Annotated in this window: 13 protein-coding genes; 12 read left to right on the top strand and 1 reads right to left on the bottom strand. The window is 70.2% G+C overall.

Annotated elements, in window-relative coordinates:
* The first annotated feature begins 82 nt into the window (after nt 1-82).
* From AB0L40_RS01835 to AB0L40_RS01875, 9 genes are all read left to right on the top strand, one after another.
* On the top strand, nt 83-1,033 hold the full coding sequence (locus tag AB0L40_RS01835) for a PDR/VanB family oxidoreductase (RefSeq protein ID WP_364348277.1): 951 nt from the start codon (nt 83-85) through the stop codon (nt 1,031-1,033).
* The gene (locus AB0L40_RS01840; RefSeq protein WP_364348280.1) at nt 1,030-1,368 is read left to right on the top strand and encodes an antibiotic biosynthesis monooxygenase; all 339 of its coding nucleotides are present in this window, start codon (nt 1,030-1,032) and stop codon (nt 1,366-1,368) included. Before AB0L40_RS01835 ends, AB0L40_RS01840 begins: the two co-directional genes overlap by 4 nt.
* Nucleotides 1,369-1,546: 178 nt before the next feature.
* Nucleotides 1,547-2,686 carry a sugar ABC transporter substrate-binding protein gene (locus tag AB0L40_RS01845; RefSeq protein ID WP_364348283.1) on the top strand — a complete coding sequence of 380 codons (1,140 nt, stop codon included), beginning with the start codon at nt 1,547-1,549 and terminating at the stop codon, nt 2,684-2,686.
* A gap of 10 nt (nt 2,687-2,696) precedes the next feature.
* The gene (locus tag AB0L40_RS01850; protein WP_364348286.1) at nt 2,697-3,719 is read left to right on the top strand and encodes an ABC transporter permease; all 1,023 of its coding nucleotides are present in this window, start codon (nt 2,697-2,699) and stop codon (nt 3,717-3,719) included.
* Complete coding sequence (locus AB0L40_RS01855; protein ID WP_364348289.1) at nt 3,716-5,278, top strand: sugar ABC transporter ATP-binding protein; 1,563 nt, start codon at nt 3,716-3,718, stop codon at nt 5,276-5,278. The genes AB0L40_RS01850 and AB0L40_RS01855 overlap by 4 nt, the downstream gene beginning before the upstream one ends.
* An 84-nt stretch (nt 5,279-5,362) precedes the next feature.
* Entirely contained in the window at nt 5,363-5,884 is a 522-nt protein-coding gene (locus tag AB0L40_RS01860; protein WP_364348292.1) for a Rieske (2Fe-2S) protein, read from the top strand.
* 176 nt (nt 5,885-6,060) lie between these two features.
* Nucleotides 6,061-6,888 (top strand): mycofactocin-coupled SDR family oxidoreductase, encoded by an 828-nt coding sequence (locus tag AB0L40_RS01865; RefSeq protein WP_364348295.1) that lies wholly within the window; start codon nt 6,061-6,063, stop codon nt 6,886-6,888.
* A gap of 32 nt (nt 6,889-6,920) precedes the next feature.
* Nucleotides 6,921-8,150 carry a cytochrome P450 gene (locus tag AB0L40_RS01870; RefSeq protein WP_364348298.1) on the top strand — a complete coding sequence of 410 codons (1,230 nt, stop codon included), beginning with the start codon at nt 6,921-6,923 and terminating at the stop codon, nt 8,148-8,150.
* Nucleotides 8,150-8,425, top strand: a complete 276-nt coding sequence (locus AB0L40_RS01875) for a ferredoxin family protein (RefSeq protein ID WP_364348301.1) — start codon at nt 8,150-8,152, stop codon at nt 8,423-8,425. Before AB0L40_RS01870 ends, AB0L40_RS01875 begins: the two co-directional genes overlap by 1 nt.
* A gap of 48 nt (nt 8,426-8,473) precedes the next feature.
* Here the strand turns inward: AB0L40_RS01875 and AB0L40_RS01880 are convergent, their stop codons facing one another.
* The gene (locus tag AB0L40_RS01880) at nt 8,474-9,256 is read right to left on the bottom strand and encodes an enoyl-CoA hydratase/isomerase family protein (protein ID WP_364348304.1); all 783 of its coding nucleotides are present in this window, start codon (nt 9,254-9,256) and stop codon (nt 8,474-8,476) included.
* A 267-nt stretch (nt 9,257-9,523) separates the two neighbouring features.
* Between AB0L40_RS01880 and AB0L40_RS01885 the strand changes: the two genes are divergently transcribed.
* The 3 genes from AB0L40_RS01885 to AB0L40_RS01895 are packed head-to-tail and all read left to right on the top strand — an operon-like array spanning nt 9,524 to nt 14,864.
* On the top strand, nt 9,524-11,719 hold the full coding sequence (locus AB0L40_RS01885) for a hydantoinase/oxoprolinase family protein (RefSeq protein WP_364348307.1): 2,196 nt from the start codon (nt 9,524-9,526) through the stop codon (nt 11,717-11,719).
* Between the two features lie 29 nt (nt 11,720-11,748).
* The gene (locus tag AB0L40_RS01890; protein WP_364348310.1) at nt 11,749-14,088 is read left to right on the top strand and encodes a hydantoinase B/oxoprolinase family protein; all 2,340 of its coding nucleotides are present in this window, start codon (nt 11,749-11,751) and stop codon (nt 14,086-14,088) included.
* A complete protein-coding gene (locus AB0L40_RS01895; RefSeq protein WP_364348313.1) occupies nt 14,088-14,864 on the top strand; it encodes an SDR family oxidoreductase in 777 nt (258 codons plus the stop codon). The genes AB0L40_RS01890 and AB0L40_RS01895 overlap by 1 nt, the downstream gene beginning before the upstream one ends.
* The last annotated feature ends 59 nt before the right edge of the window (nt 14,865-14,923 follow it).

Genomic DNA, 14,923 nt, shown 5'->3' on the forward strand with positions numbered 1-14,923 from the left:
GATTCGATGCCTCTCGTGAGAGAATTACCGGCACTGCAATGTTGGTTTACCTGTGGTGAACCAGTCTGAAGTTTGGGGTGTCATGGACGACCTGATTGTGATGGCCACGGTGGTGGCCACGAAGACCGTCGTCGCTCGCGGCGTCGTCGCCGTCGAGCTGCGCCGTCCCGACGGATCCGCCTTCCCCCGTTGGGAGCCCGGCGCGCACATCGACCTGGGCGCCGGCACGGAACTCGAGCGGCAGTACTCGCTCTGCGGCGATCTCGACGATCCGTACACGTGGAGGATCGCGGTCTTGCGCGAGCCGGCGAGCCGCGGTGGGTCCGAGTGGGTCCACGACGGGCTTCACGTCGGCGACGCCGTCGCGATCCGCGGGCCTCGCCACCATTTCCCCCTCGTCGAGGCGGAGCGGTACCTCTTCGTCGCCGGGGGGATCGGCATCACGCCGCTGCTCCCGATGATCGCCGCGGTCGATGCCCGGTCCGCCGATTGGCGGCTGCTCTACGGCGGCAGGACCCTGGGGTCGATGGCGTTCGGGTCCGAGCTCGTTCGACACGGCGACCGCGTCACGTTCTGGCCGGCCGACTCCCACGGGCTCCTCGACCTCGCCGGTGCCCTCCCGGAGGGCGGCGGCGATCTGGCGATCTACGCCTGCGGACCCGAGCCGCTGCTCGAGGCGATCGAGAGGCATTGCGCAACCGGAAACCGCGGAACACTCAACGTCGAGCGGTTCCACCCGCGCCCGGGCGCGCTCGCCGGCGAGCGTCGCAGCTTCGAGATCGTCGTCGAATCGAGCGGCGCGACGGTCCGGGTGGGGCCCGACGAGGCGGTCGTCGACGCGCTCGAGAGGATCGGGATCGACGTCCCGACGTCGTGCCGGGAGGGGACCTGCGGGACCTGCGAGACCGGCGTGCTATTCGGCGACATCGATCACCGGGACTCGTACCTGACCGCCGACGAGCAGGACGCCGGAGAGACCATGATGGTCTGCTGCTCCCGCGCCCACTCCGATCGCCTCGTCCTCGACCTGTGAGCACGCCCGCGCCCGCCGGTGGCCCGGCACCGGTCGTCGAGCACGCGGTGCTCAGGGTTCGCCCCCGGGACGCGGCCGACTTCAAGGGTGCGTTGGCAGCCGGCCGTCGCGTCCTCCTTCGTGCGGGCGGCTGCCTCGGCGTCCGGGTACTGGAGTGCATCGAGTCCCCGGGCGACTACGTGGTCGAGGTCGAATGGACAACGCTGGAGCGCCACACCGTTGACTTCGCGTCCTCGCCGCTTCTGGCCGAATGGCGCTCGCACGTCGCCAGATATTTGGTGGCTGCACCCGTCGTTCGTCACTATGCCGAGGTAGGCATCCGCGAAGACTCGTGAGTTTCACTGTGCGGAAGTCCGCCTTTGCCTTCGAAGATCTACCGGTTGTACGTTCACGTCCCGTCGGACTGGAGTGTGATGTTCGTCCGAACGACAACGACCAACGGCCCGCACATGCGGCGCTGAAGTGCAACGAGTGGAGAGTTTCGTGTTCACGAGATCGCGGTTTGCCGTTTCAATGTCGGCAGCAACGCTGGCCGCCGGTGGGCTCATCGGCTGCGGGTCCGGCGGGTCGGAGTCGGCGTCCAAGGGCAGCGCCATCATCGTCGCCCAGAGCGGGACCGCCGCCCAGAAGGCGTCCGCGCTCGGCGAGGCAGCCGGCAAGAGGCGCGGGACCCACAAGCTCCCGAAGGTCACGATCGGCCTGGTCCAGGTCGCCGGCCAGTCGGAGGTCGCGAAGAACGCCGAGAACTCGCTCGTCCTGGCCGCCAAGCAACTCGGATGGACGACCAAGGTCTGCGACGGCCAGGGCGACCCCGTCAAGATGAACACCTGCCTCGTGTCCCTCACGAGCCAGAACGTCAAGGCCGCCTTCACCCTCGCGATCGAGCCCTCGATCATCGGCGCCGGCCTCAAGCTCGCCAAGCAGAAGGGCATCCCGGTCTTCAGCTACGGCGCACCGGTCGCGGAGAGCCCGCTCTTCACCGGCGTCTACGCCCCGAGCTTCAAAGCGGCGGGCGTCGCCCTCGGCAAGTGGGCGGGCAAGGAGTACGGCGCCAAGGCCAAGACCCTCCTCCGCTTGACGTTCCCCGGCCCCGCCTACGTCGACCGTGACTCCGGCTTCCTCGAGGGCCTGGCAGACGCCGGCGTCCCCGGAGCCTCCTGGACGGCTTCGAAGAACATCGACACGAAGGACCTGCTGGGCAGCGCGAAGACGAACACCGCGACGCTTCTTCAGCAGCACCCGAACGCCGACGTGATCTACAACTCGTACGAGGCGACGCTAGCGGGCCAGATCCAGGCGACGGACCAGAAGTTCGGCTCCAAGCAGTACCCCGATCGTCCCGCGGCGATCACCTTCGGCGGCGCGCTCGAGAACCAGCAGGACATCCGTTCGGGCAAGTTCCAGGCCTCCTCCTGGACCAACATCGAAGGCGGCGCCTACGTCGCCCTCGACTCCGCCGCGCGCGTGCTGACCGGCGAGCAGGCGAACCCGTCGCTCGCCGGTTCCTACGAGCTCGAGGGCTTCCCGGTCTACACCTACAAGGTCCTGGACAAGGCCAACATCGCGACCGCCGTGACGGATGGCAAGCCGAACCCGGACAACGACTTCGTCTCGTTCTTCAACGCGATGTGGCGAACGGAATACGGTGAGTGAGGTGGCGAACGTGAGCGCCACGGACGTGCCGTCCGTCGGGCCCATGGGCGCGCCGGACGGTCCCTCCTCGGCCCGGCCGGGCAGCCGGGAGCTGATCCAGTCCGTCTCCCTGCGCTACGGCGTCGTCATCGCCCTCGTGCTGATGATCGTGGCGTTCTGCGTCGCGCGGCCCGACAGCTTCGCGACGGTCAGCAACCTCCAGGCGATCCTCGCCCAGGCCGCGCCGGCGATGATCCTGGCGGTCGGTCTGACCACGGTCCTCGTGATGCAGGACTTCGACCTCTCGTTCGGCGCGACCACGAACCTCGCGATGGGCCTCGTGATCGCGATGATCGTGAAGTCGGGCGTTCCGTGGGTCCCCGCGCTTCTCGTCGGCCTGGCGGCCGGCGTGGCCGTGGGACTCGCCAATGGCTTCCTCATCGCCCGGCTCGGCGCGGCGTCGTTCATCATCACGCTCGCGATGAGCACCGTCGTCGTCGGCGTGGAGTTCGCCGTCACCGACCAGCAGAACATCATCGCCGAGCTGCCCGCAGCCTTCACCAGCATCGGCCAGAACGCCCCGATCCTGGGGCTGAGCAACGTGTTCTGGATCGCGGTCATCGTCTGCGCGATCGGCTGGTTCGCGCTCGACAAGACCGAGTCCGGGCGCTTCATGTACGCGATTGGCGGGAACTCGGAGGCCGCACGACTCGCCGGCGTCCCGATCCTGCGGCTGCGGCTCATCGGCTTCGCGGCGGTCGGCTTCACCGCCGCGATCGCCGGGGTGCTCCTGGCGTCCCAGTCCGGCTCCTACGCCCCGGGCGTCGGGTCCGCGTACCTCCTACCGACCTATGCGGCCGTCTTCCTCGGGTCCGCGGCGTTCCGGCCCGGGCAGTTCACGATCCCCGGCGCGATCGTGGGCGTGCTCTTCCTGCAGGTGATCAACACCGGCCTGAGCATGCTCAACCTCGACACCTTCGTGATCAACCTGGTGCAGGGAGCGATCCTCATCGCCGCCGTCCTGCTGAGCCGCCTCGGGCAGCGCACCGCATGACCGGGGACGACGTGTCGCAGGCATCGCTGTTCGTCGAGGCGCGGGGGCTCTCGAAGGCCTACCCCGGCGTCCAGGCGGCGCAGGGCGTCGACTTCGCGGTGTCCCGCGGGGAGATCGTCGGGCTCGTCGGTCCCAACGGCGCCGGGAAGAGCACGCTCATCAAGATGCTCGCGGGGGCGGTCATCCCCGACGAGGGCACCATCAGCGTCTCCGGCGCCCCCGTCGTCATCGACCGCCCGAGCATCGCGACGGGACTGGGACTGGCGTTCGTCCACCAGGAGCGGTCGGACGTCCCCAACCTCTCGGTCGCGGAGAACGTGCAGCTCGGTCTGGGGTTCCCCAAGCGCCAGGGCAGGATCGACCGCGGCGCGCTGAAGCGCAACGCGGTCGCGGTGCTCGACCGGCTGGGGGCGAGGATGGATCCGGAGGCGCTTGCCTCGAGCCTCTCGGTCGTCGACCAGCGGCTCCTCACGATTGCCCGCGGCATCGCGGCGGACGCGCAGATGATCGTCCTGGACGAGCCGTCCGCTTCCCTGACCGCCGACGAGATCGAGATGCTGCACGACGTGCTGCGGCGACTGGCGGCACAGGGCACGGCCGTTGTCTACGTCTCCCATCGGCTCGACGAGATCACCGCGCTCACCGATCGCGTCGTCGTCATGCGCGGCGGCAGGGTCACGGGCGCCTTCCCGACGGCCGGCGCGTCCACCACGAAGCTGATCGAGCACATCACTGGCGTCCCCGAGGCCGCACGGGTCGGGGTGACCCGCGCGTCCCTCGAGACGCAACGTCAGGCCATGGCGAGCGCGGACAGTACGAAGCTCCTGGACGTCCGGGGCCTCTCCCGCGCTGGGATCGTCGAGGACGCCTCGTTCTCGCTCGCCGCCGGTGAGGTCCTGGGTCTCGCCGGCATGGTCGGCGCCGGGCGCTCGGAGCTCATGCGGCTCATCTACGGCGCGGACCGGGCGACCGGGGGCGAGATCCTGGTCGACGGCGAGGCCGTCACCATCAAGTCGCCGCGGGACGCACTGCGGGCCGGGATCGTCCTGCTGCCGGAGGACCGCCGGCGCCACGGGCTCATCCTCGAGCAGTCCATCAGGCAGAACATGACGCTCCCGGCGATCCGCCGGTTCCGGCGGGTACCGGGCCTCCCGGTGCCGAGCCTCGCCCGCGAACGGCGTGCGGCGGTCGAACAGATGTCCGACCTCGCGGTGCGAGCACCGTCCCCGGAGACCGTCGTCGGCACGCTCTCGGGAGGCAACCAGCAGAAGGTCGTCCTCGCGAAGTGGCTGATTCACGGCGCGCGCGTCTTCATCTTCGACGAGCCGACGCTCGGCGTCGACGTGTCGGGCAAGCGCGAGCTGTACGCCCGCATGGAGAAGCTCGCGGCCCAGGGGCACGGGGTCATCTTCGTATCGTCGGAGTTCGAGGAGCTCGTCGAGACGTGCTCCCGGGTCCTGGTGATGCGCGAGGGACGACTGACCGGCGAGGTCCTCGCGCCCGACATCTCCGTCGCGGGGCTCGTGAGCCGCTGCTATGCCGATCGTGCTGCAGCCTGAACCCATCACCTGAGACGCCGCTCCGAGGTACGGTCGTCGTGGCCGTCGACCCCGGGGCGCCATCAGCCTTCGAAAGGAACCCAAGTGTCGAAACATGTCGTGGCCCGTGTGGGCGAGATCCCCGACGGCGGACGGGTGATCGTCACCCTCCAAGGACGGTCCGTCGGGATCTTCAACGTCGGCGGGTCCTACTACGCGCTGCTCAACCGGTGTCCGCACCGCGGTGCCGAGCTGTGTCGCGGATCGGTCCTCGGTCGGATCGAGGCCGACACGCCCGGGGAGATCGACTGGCAGGAGAAGCAGCACCTCATCCAGTGCCCGTGGCACGGGTGGGAGTTCGACATCGTCTCCGGGAAGTCGTACACGCGATCGGCTGTCCGGTCCTACCCCGTCGCGGTCGCCCAGGGATCCGACGTCGTGACCGACGTCGACTCGGGTGTCGCGGCTCCGACCTCCTGCGCGGGCAGCGATGCGACGGCGGGTACGGGCCTCTCGGCCCCCGGCCTGCGACCCGGGCCGTTCGAGGCTCAGACGTTCCCGATCGCGATCGAGGACGAGTACATCGTCGTGAACATGCCGGGACGGGTCCGCGCCGCCGCGGACTGAGCGTTCCGGCCGCGAGACCGACGCCGGCGGCACGCCGGCGGCGATCCTCCGCATACGCGTTTCTCGCGGTGCGGAAAGTGTCGAGCCACAGCGATTGCGGGCCGCGGGGACGGCTCGTAAGTTGCCTCTACAGCGCGAGTGACGCCAGTCACGTACGCACGAGGAACGAGGCAACAGTGGGACGACTCTCGGGAAAGACGGCGCTCGTCACGGGCGCGGCACACGGGCAGGGACGGGCGTTTGCGATCCGGCTCGCCCGTGAGGGTGCGGACGTGATCGTCACCGACGTCTGCGCCCAGGCGGCGGATGTCGGCTACCCGCTCGGCACCTCGGCCGAGCTCGACGAGACCGTCCGCCTCGTCGAGGCGGAGGGCCGGCGAGCGCACGCCGCAGTGGCGGACGTCCGTGATCGGGACGCGTTGGCCGCCGCCATGGCCGCGACTGCCGAGGCGTTCCCGCGGCTCGACGTGCTCGTCGCCAACGCCGGGATCCAGCGCCACACCCGGATCCTCGACTGCCCCCCGGAGCAGTGGCAGGCCATCATCGACATCAACCTGACCGGGACGTTCAACGTCATCCAGGCGTTCGTCCCGCGGATGGTCAGCGCGGGCAACGGTGGCTCGGTCATCGTCATGAGCTCCGTCGCGGGCCTGAAGTCGATCCCGTTCTGCGGACCGTACGTCGCCTCGAAGCACGGCATCCAAGGGCTGATGCGCGCACTCGCCCAAGAGCTCGGCGAGCACGGCATCCGGGTCAACACCCTGAACCCCGGCGGCGTCGAGTCGCCCATGACCGAAGACCGGAGCCTCCTGGACCTCTTCGGCAACGGTGACGCGGACTCCACCTTCTTCAACGCCTCCTACGTGCCGCTGCTGCCACTCCCGGAGTCCGGCTTCCTCAGCACCGACGACATCAGCGCGGCGGTCGCGTGGCTCGCATCGGACGAGTCCGCGTTCGTCACGGGGACGGCGATCCCCATCGAGGCCGGCGCGCTGGTGCGCTGACCCACCACACGACGACGACACGAAGGACACCCATGAGCGACGAGACCTGCCCGTTCGACCACGGCTCGGGAACGGCCACGGACACACCGGGCGTGAGCCCGCTGGCCAAGCGGTTCTGGAACAGCTACGACATCGACGACCCCGATCTGGCTGACCACTGGGACGAGGTCCTGGCCGGCCTGCACCAGGGGTGCCCCGTGGCCCGCAGCGACGTGGGCGAGGGCTACTGGGTGATCAACCGCTACGAGGACGTCACCAAGGCCGCGAAGGACTGGAAGACGTTCTCGAGCACGAGCGGCTTCACGCCGAACCGCCCCGAGGGCCAGCCGTTCTGGTACCCGGTCGAGTGCGATCCGCCGCTGCACTCGGAGCTGCGGAAGGTCATGGACGGCCACTTCGCCCCGAGGGCCGTCGGGACCATCGAGGACGAGATCCGCGCCCACGCCGATCTCCTGCTCGACGGTTTCGTCGGCGACGGCCGAGTCGACGTGGTCAAGCAGTACACCAACGCCCTCCCCGGGTACGTGTTCTGCGGAACGATGTGCGGCATGCCGCTCGAGGACATGCCGTGGCTGCACGAGACCCTCAGCGCCGGCCTCACCGGACCTCGTGAGGGTCGCGCGGCGGAGATCGTCAAGTCGTTCGAGTACTTCGAGGCGTTCCTGAAGAAGCGCAGCACGGAGGAGCCCCGCGGTGACGTCGTGGACGAGATCCTTGCGCTCGACCTCGAGGGGTACGACTGGAGCATGCGCACGGGGACCCTGGCGCAGACCGTCGCGGCCGGGATCGCGACGACGGGGCACGTGATGGCCTCCGCGCTCTGGCACCTCTCCGAGCACGAGGAGGACAAGCAGGCGCTGATAGCGGACGCCGCCGCCTACCCCCGGGCGGTCGAGGAGTTCGTGCGCATGTACGCGGCCTCGCCGCACAACGGGCGCCGTGCGACGACGGACACCGAGGTCGCCGGGACGAAGATCGAAGAGGGGGACTTCGTCGTCCTGGGCTGGGGCGCCGCGAGCCGGGATCCGCTCGTGTGCCCGAATCCCGGCACGCTCGACATCAAGCGGTCGCCGAATCGCCACGTCGCCTTCGGGTCCGGCGTGCATCGGTGCATCGGCGCGCACCTCGCCCGCCTCGAGATGCGCATCGGCCTCCAGGCGTTCCTGGCCCGCATCCCGGACTATCGGGTCGCGGAGGGGTTCGTCCCGCAGTACGAACAGAACATCGTCCGCTCCCTGACCTCGCTGCCGTTGGAGTTCTGATGGCCGTCTACGTCATCGCCGAGCCGTGCGTCGACACGAAGGATCAGTCCTGCGTCGACGTCTGCCCGGTCGACTGCATCCACCCGACCCGGGATGATCCCGACTACGGCGAGCACACGATGTTGTACATCGATCCGGTCGAGTGCATCGGGTGTGACGCGTGTGCCATCGCCTGTCCCGTCGGAGCGGTCTTCACCGCCGATGATCTCCCCGCGGAGTGGCGGCACTACGCGGGACTGAACGCGACGTTCTTCTCCGCGCGTTCGGCGGCCTGACGAAGGGCGGGGCGGCCGGCCACGACGGCCGCCCCGGTCCCACGCCCGCTACGCCGGGGGCGAGACGCGGTGCCCCGCCGGCCAGGAGTCACCTCCCGCCAGACCCTCCAGCGCGAGGCCGTGCGACAGTTCGTCGAGCAGGCGGCGCTTGATGGGCTGCGTGAGGACCTCGCGCGCGTAGCGACGGGTCAGGGGCGGGCGGGCGGCGATCGACCGTGCGAGTTCCAACGCCCGGGGCATGAGCTCCGTGCGGGGCAGCACCTCCTTCACGACCCCCAGGGCCTGCGCCTCCCGCGCGCCGAGGGACTCGCCCGTCAGGAGGAACGAACGGCCCCGATTGGGGCCGAGCAGCATGGGCCAGACGACGTGGACCCCGTCGCCGGGGACGATGCCGGACGGGTAGTGCGGTGCGTCCTGGAACACGCAGTCGTCGGACGCCAGGACGACATCGCACAGGACCGCGATCTCGGCGTGCACCGTCGCTGGCCCGTTGACCGCCGCGATCGTCGGCACCGGGATGTCGAGGAGGTTCAGGAGCAGCCGCTTCCCCTCCGCGTGCACCCGGTCCCACTCCGCCGCCGGGCGGCTGGTCGCCTCTCCCGCGTAGAAATGGGCGCAGAACGACTCGCCGGTCCCGGTGATGACGACCACCTCGTTCTCCGGGTCGGCGGCGATGTCCGCGAAGCACCAACCGAGTTCCTCGTGGGGAACGCCCCCCCAATGGAGCGGGCCGTCGTCGGTGTGGAGTCGCACGGTGAGAACCCCGTCGTCGCGCGTCAGGTGGACGTGCGAGTAGCGGTCCGCGTAGTTGTGGAGTCTGAGGTGATCCATCCCTCGACGCTACGGTGGCTGGCGTCACACGACACGGGCGGCGTTCCGCTGTGCAGAAGCGGTGCCCTGGGCAGTCGGTTCGCGGCGGATCAGCCGTGTCGAGGCGTCGCACAGCGGCTCGAAGTCGCGACGTCGGAAGGCGACAACTCCGTTTCTGCACCCCGGAATTCCCCGTGGAAACCGGTGGTAGCGTCGCCCCCGACGCCGTGGACGACTCCGCTCGCCGGATCTCCCACGGATGGGTCAGGTAAACGATGAGGAGACTTCGTGGGCGATAGCAACTACGCGATCGGCGTGGACATCGGGGGGACGTTCACCGATTGCATCGTCGTGGACGACTCGGGGCGGACGACGATCGGGAAGACGACGTCGACCCACGGTGATCTTCCGACCGGCGTCCTCAACTCGATCGGCGCCGCAGCCGGCCAACTGGGCACCGACACGGAGACGCTGCTCAGTGCGACGCGCTCCGTCTACCACGGCTCGACGGTCGGGACCAACGCACTCGTCGAGGGACGCACCTCGACCGTCGGGCTCATCGCGACCCGCGGCCATGGCGACTCGATCTTCATGATGCAGGCGGGCGAGCGCCTCCGCGGCCTGCCGCCCGAGACGCTCGCGCACGTCGCGGCCCAGCCGAAGCCGGCGCCGCTGGTGCCGAAGCACCTGGTCGCGGAGGTCGACGGGCGCGTCACGTTCGACGGCCGGGTCCTGGTCCCGCTGCGCGACGAGAGCGTGACCGAGGCCATCGATCAGCTGATCGAGGCGGGCGCCGAGGCGTTCTCCGTGGCCCTCCTGTGGTCGTTCGCCAACAACGAGCACGAGCTCCGCGTCCGCGACCTGATCCACGAGCGCCTCCCCGGGGCGTTCGTGTCGCTCTCGCACCAGGTCGCCCCGCGACCCGGCGAGTACCAGCGCACCGTCGCGACGGTCATCAACTCCGCCATCGGTCCCGTGATGGACGCCTACCTCGGCGAGCTCGAGGACGCGCTCCAAGGCGCCGGATACGCGCACCGCCTCCAGCTGATGAGCTGCTCCGGTGGCGTCATCGACGTCGAGGAGGCCCGACGGAGCCCCGTCCTCACCATCGGATCCGGGCCGACCGCCGGCGTCATCGGCAGCCGCGCCCTCGCGGCGCGCACGGCGGCGGCCTCGGCCCGCGTCGGTGCCGGTGCGGTCGTCGTCGACTCCGGCGGTACCGGCTCGGGACCCGTCGGGAGCGCGCCCGCCCCCGCGAACGTCGTCACGACCGACATGGGCGGGACCACGCTCGACGTCGGCGTGATCGACGGCGGACGCCCGCTGACCCGGCCGACCAGCCGGCACGGGCAGTTCGAGTACTTCGTCCCGACGGTCGACGTCCGTTCGATCGGTGCGGGCGGCGGCAGCATCGTCCAGTTCAACGAGGACCTCGGCACGATCACCGTCGGGCCGCGGAGCGCAGGGTCGATCCCCGGACCTGCGTGTTACGGCCGCGGCGGCACGATGGCCACCGTCACCGACGCGGACCTCGTGCTCGGCTACCTCGACCACGAGTTCTTCCTCAACGGCGCGATGCCGCTCGACCTCGACGCCTCGCTGCGCGTCCTCGAGGCCGCGGGGGCGCCCGTCGGACTCTCCGCGGTCGAGACGGCGGCGGCCGCCGCTCGGATCGTCGACAGCCAGATGGCCGACGCCATCCGCCTGGCGAGCGTGCAGCAGGGGTACGACCCGCGCGACTTCACGGTCTACGCCTACGGCGGCGCAGGCCCGGTCCACGCGAGCGGCTACGCCCGCGAGCTCGGCGTCTCCCGGGTCGTCGTGCCGCTGAGCGACTTCGCTTCCGGCTGGTCCGCCTTCGGGGTCGCCACGTCGGAGGCGGTCGTCGTGCGCGAGATGGGACGCGCGTCGTCGTCGCCCTTCTCGCCGGCGTTCTTCAACGACGCCTGGCCCGACCTGGAGGCCGAGGTCCGCCGCCGGCTCCTCGCCCAGGGGGCACGGGAGGACCAGATCGTCCTGGAGCGCATCGTCGACACGAAGTACCGCAACCAGTTCTCGGTCATTCCGGTGTCGGCTCCGCCGGGGACCTGGGACGACGAGGTGGTGGCGGAATTCGTCGGGGCGTTCGAGGCCGAGTACGCCCGGCTCTTCGGCGAGGGGTCGGGCTCCGCGAGCGCGGGCTACGCGACAACGGGCCTCGCCGTCCGCGGCGTCGCGGACATCGGGCAGTACGAGCCGACGATCCACGAGCCGGTCGCCTCCGACACCGCACCGACGATCAAGCGCACGCGCAAGGTCGTCTACTACGAGGACGAGGGCCTCGCCCCGCGCGACGTGCCCGTCTTCGACGGGACGACGTTCGTGCACGGCATGACCGTCGCAGGCCCCGCCATCATCGAGTACCCGGACACGACGGTCGTCGTCCGGCCCGCCCAGACCTCGCTCGTCGACGAGTTCGGCAGCATCCACCTGCTGCTCCCCTGATGTTCCCCGGACCTGACAAGGACACCATCGTGACCGACACGGCACACCCCTCGTCCGAGCCCGCCACGGCCCCGGCAGCACCGATCTGGGACGGCAAGCTCCACTCGTACATCCCGGCCTCGGACTGGCAGACCCGGGTGTCGCCGGACCTGCCGCTCCACGACGACTTCGAGGCGGAGGTGGACCCCGTCACCTACGAGGTGATCCGCAACCGCCTCTGGACGATCAACATCGCCCACGGCGAGACGATGACCCGGATCTCGGGCTCCCCGAGCTTCCAGGGCCTCGATTTCAACATGTCGATCGCCGCCGAGGACGGCGAGACGATCATGAACGCCCCGTACATCCAGTTCCTCAACGGTGGCGCGACCTTCGGGATCCGCTACATCTTGGAGCACTACAGCGGGAACCCCGGGATCCACGAGGGGGACATGTTCTTCGGGAACGACCCGTGGATCAGCGCCACCCACCAGATGGACATGCAGGTGAACACCCCGGTGTTCATCGACGGCCGCCTGTTCGCCTGGATCTCCAGCGCCGCGCACCAGTACGACCTCGGCGGCATCAGCCCGGGCGGCTGGCCCCAGGGCGCGCCGGACGTCTACTCGGACCCGATCATCCTCCCGCACTTCAAGTTCGTGGAGCGCGGCATGATCCGCGAGGACCTCGAGCAGGTGCTGCTGCGCCAGTCGCGCATGCCGGACTTCGTGTCGCTGGACTTCCGCGCCGGCCTGATCGGCTCGCAGCAGGCGCGCGACGCGCTGATCGACCTCTGCGACCGCTTCGGCGCCGCGACGGTCAAGGGCGTGATGAAGGGGATCCTCGACCGCTCGCAGGAGTCGTTCAAGGCGAAGCTCCGCCGGATCCCGGACGGCCGCTGGTCGCAGGTGAAGTACAGCGCCGAGGCGCTCCCGGGCGACAAGAGCGTCATGCGCGTCCAGGTGAACTTCACCAAGGAGGGCGACCGCCTCACGGTCGACAACCACGGCACGGACGTCCAGGCGCCTGCGGGCCCTGCCGGCATCACGTTCTCGCCCTTCATGGGCGCGGTGACGACCGTGGTGGCCCTCAACCTCCTCTACGAGCACCTCTTCGCGATCGGCGGCGCGTTCCGTCAGATCGACTTCGACGTGACGCCGGGACTGCTCAACACGGTCGACTACCCCGCGGCCGTCGCCGGCGGCATCGGCAACGTCCAACTCAACGTCTACGCGATGCAGGTGCTCGTGTCGCGGATGCTGAGCTGTGACCCCGAGCTCGCGTCCGACATCGTCGGTCCCGACCCCGACTACCCGCTGTTCGTCGTCCAAGGCGTCAACGACCGGGGCGAGGGCTTCGGCCAGGCGCTCCTCGACGGCTTCGCCAACGGCCGTGGCGCGCTCAACCACCGCGACGGCATCGACAGCGGCGGCCCGATGTGGAGCCCGCTCACCCGCCTCCTGAACGTCGAGGACGTCGAACAGTGGTACCCGCTCGTGTACCTCTACCGCCGGGAGACCGCCGACACCGCCGGTGCCGGACGGTGGCGCGGCGGCAACGGCGCCACCTGGGCCGTCACGCCGTACCGCGCTCGGACGATGGCCTACGAGGCGAACGCGTTCGGCGCCGCCGTCTCGGTGGTCAACGCCGAGGGCCTCTTCGGCGGCAACCCGTCAACCGCCGGCTCGCACCACCACGCTGCCGGCACCGACGTCGCCGAGCGGTTCGCTGCGGGCCACATCCCGCAGGACCTCGCCGCCCTCGAGCACGAGAGCCTCACCCGGCTCCCCGGCAAGTTGAACGCGACGACCTTCGCCCCCGGCGACGTCCTCGAGGCGCAGGTCATGGGCGGCGGCGGCTACGGGGACCCCCTGCTTCGCGAGCCCGCTCGCGTGCTCGAGGACCTCGCGAACGGCTACGTCTCCCGCGAGGCCGCGGAGGCGCACTACGCGATCGTGTTCTCGTCCGCCGGTGACATCGACGCCGAGGCCACGGCCGCGGCACGCGACGCGATCCGGGCCGAGCGAGCGACGTGGACCCTGGTGTCGGACGTCCACGGGGCCGCCGCCCCCGTCGAGGCGCTCGCCGCGACCGGCGGTCCGGACGCGCCGGTGCACGAGTCGGTCGTGGCACGGGACGCGGGCGGCGAGCGGGTCCTGGCGTGCCGCCACTGCGGTGAGATCCTCTGCGGATACAGGTCGGACTACAAGCGCAGCTGCCTGATGCTCGAGGCTCCGCTGACGGAGATCGCCGGCGCCGTAGACCCCGGGCCGCTGGTCGACCAGACGGTGCTGTTCCGCCAGATCTGCTGCCCGGGATGCCAGACCATGCTCGGCACCGAGGTGTTCCGCGAGGGCGACCCGATGATGCCGGACATGCTCCTCTCCTGATGACCGACCAGGGACTGCCCGGCATCGCCGGGCACCGGGCGATCGTCACCGGTGCGGCGGGCGGGATCGGTGCCGCAGCAGCACGCCGTCTCGTCCGCGAGCGGGCGAGCGTCGCGCTCATCGACGTCGACGCCGCACGGCTGACTGCGACCACGAAGGCGCTCGGCCCCGCTGCGATCGGCATCGTGGCGGACCTCTCGGTCGCCGAGGAGGTCGAGCGGGTCGTGCGCGAGGCCGAGGAGCGCCTCGGGCCGGTCGACCTCCTCTACAACAACGCTGGGATCCTCGGGACCGCGAAGGCGATCTGGGAGACCGCGCCGGAGGACTTCGACCGGGTCGTCGGCCTGAACGCCAGAGCGACGTTCCTGTTCATGCGGGCGTTCCTCGCGCGGTGCGTGGCGGACGGGCGCACGGGCTCCATCGTCAATTGCTCGTCGACGGCCGGGTCGCGCGGGCTCAGCGGGTTCGCCCCCTACTGCGCCTCGAAGCAGGCGATCCTCGGCATGACGCGCACCGCGGCCGTCGAGGCGGGGCCGCACGGGATCCGGGTCAACGCGATCTGCCCCGGCCGGGTCGACACGCCGATGGTGAGCTCCTTCGTCGCCGCGGCGGCCGACCGGCCGAGCGGCGACGCATCACCGGTCGCCGGCCGGCCGATCTCCCGGCCGGCCACCGCGGACGAAGTCGCGAACCTCGTGGTCTGGCTGCTCAGCGCCGAGGCGTCGTACGCCACCGGCGGCGTCTACGCGATCGACGGCGGCCAGACCGCCGCCTGACCGGACGCGCGGCCACCGGCCGCCGCGTTCCGCAGACCGGGATCGCCGCCTTGGCGTTC

Origin of the sequence: Patulibacter sp. NPDC049589 (genome assembly GCF_040675535.1) — a bacterium.
In the GTDB taxonomy this organism is placed as follows: Bacteria; Actinomycetota; Thermoleophilia; order Solirubrobacterales; family Solirubrobacteraceae; genus Patulibacter.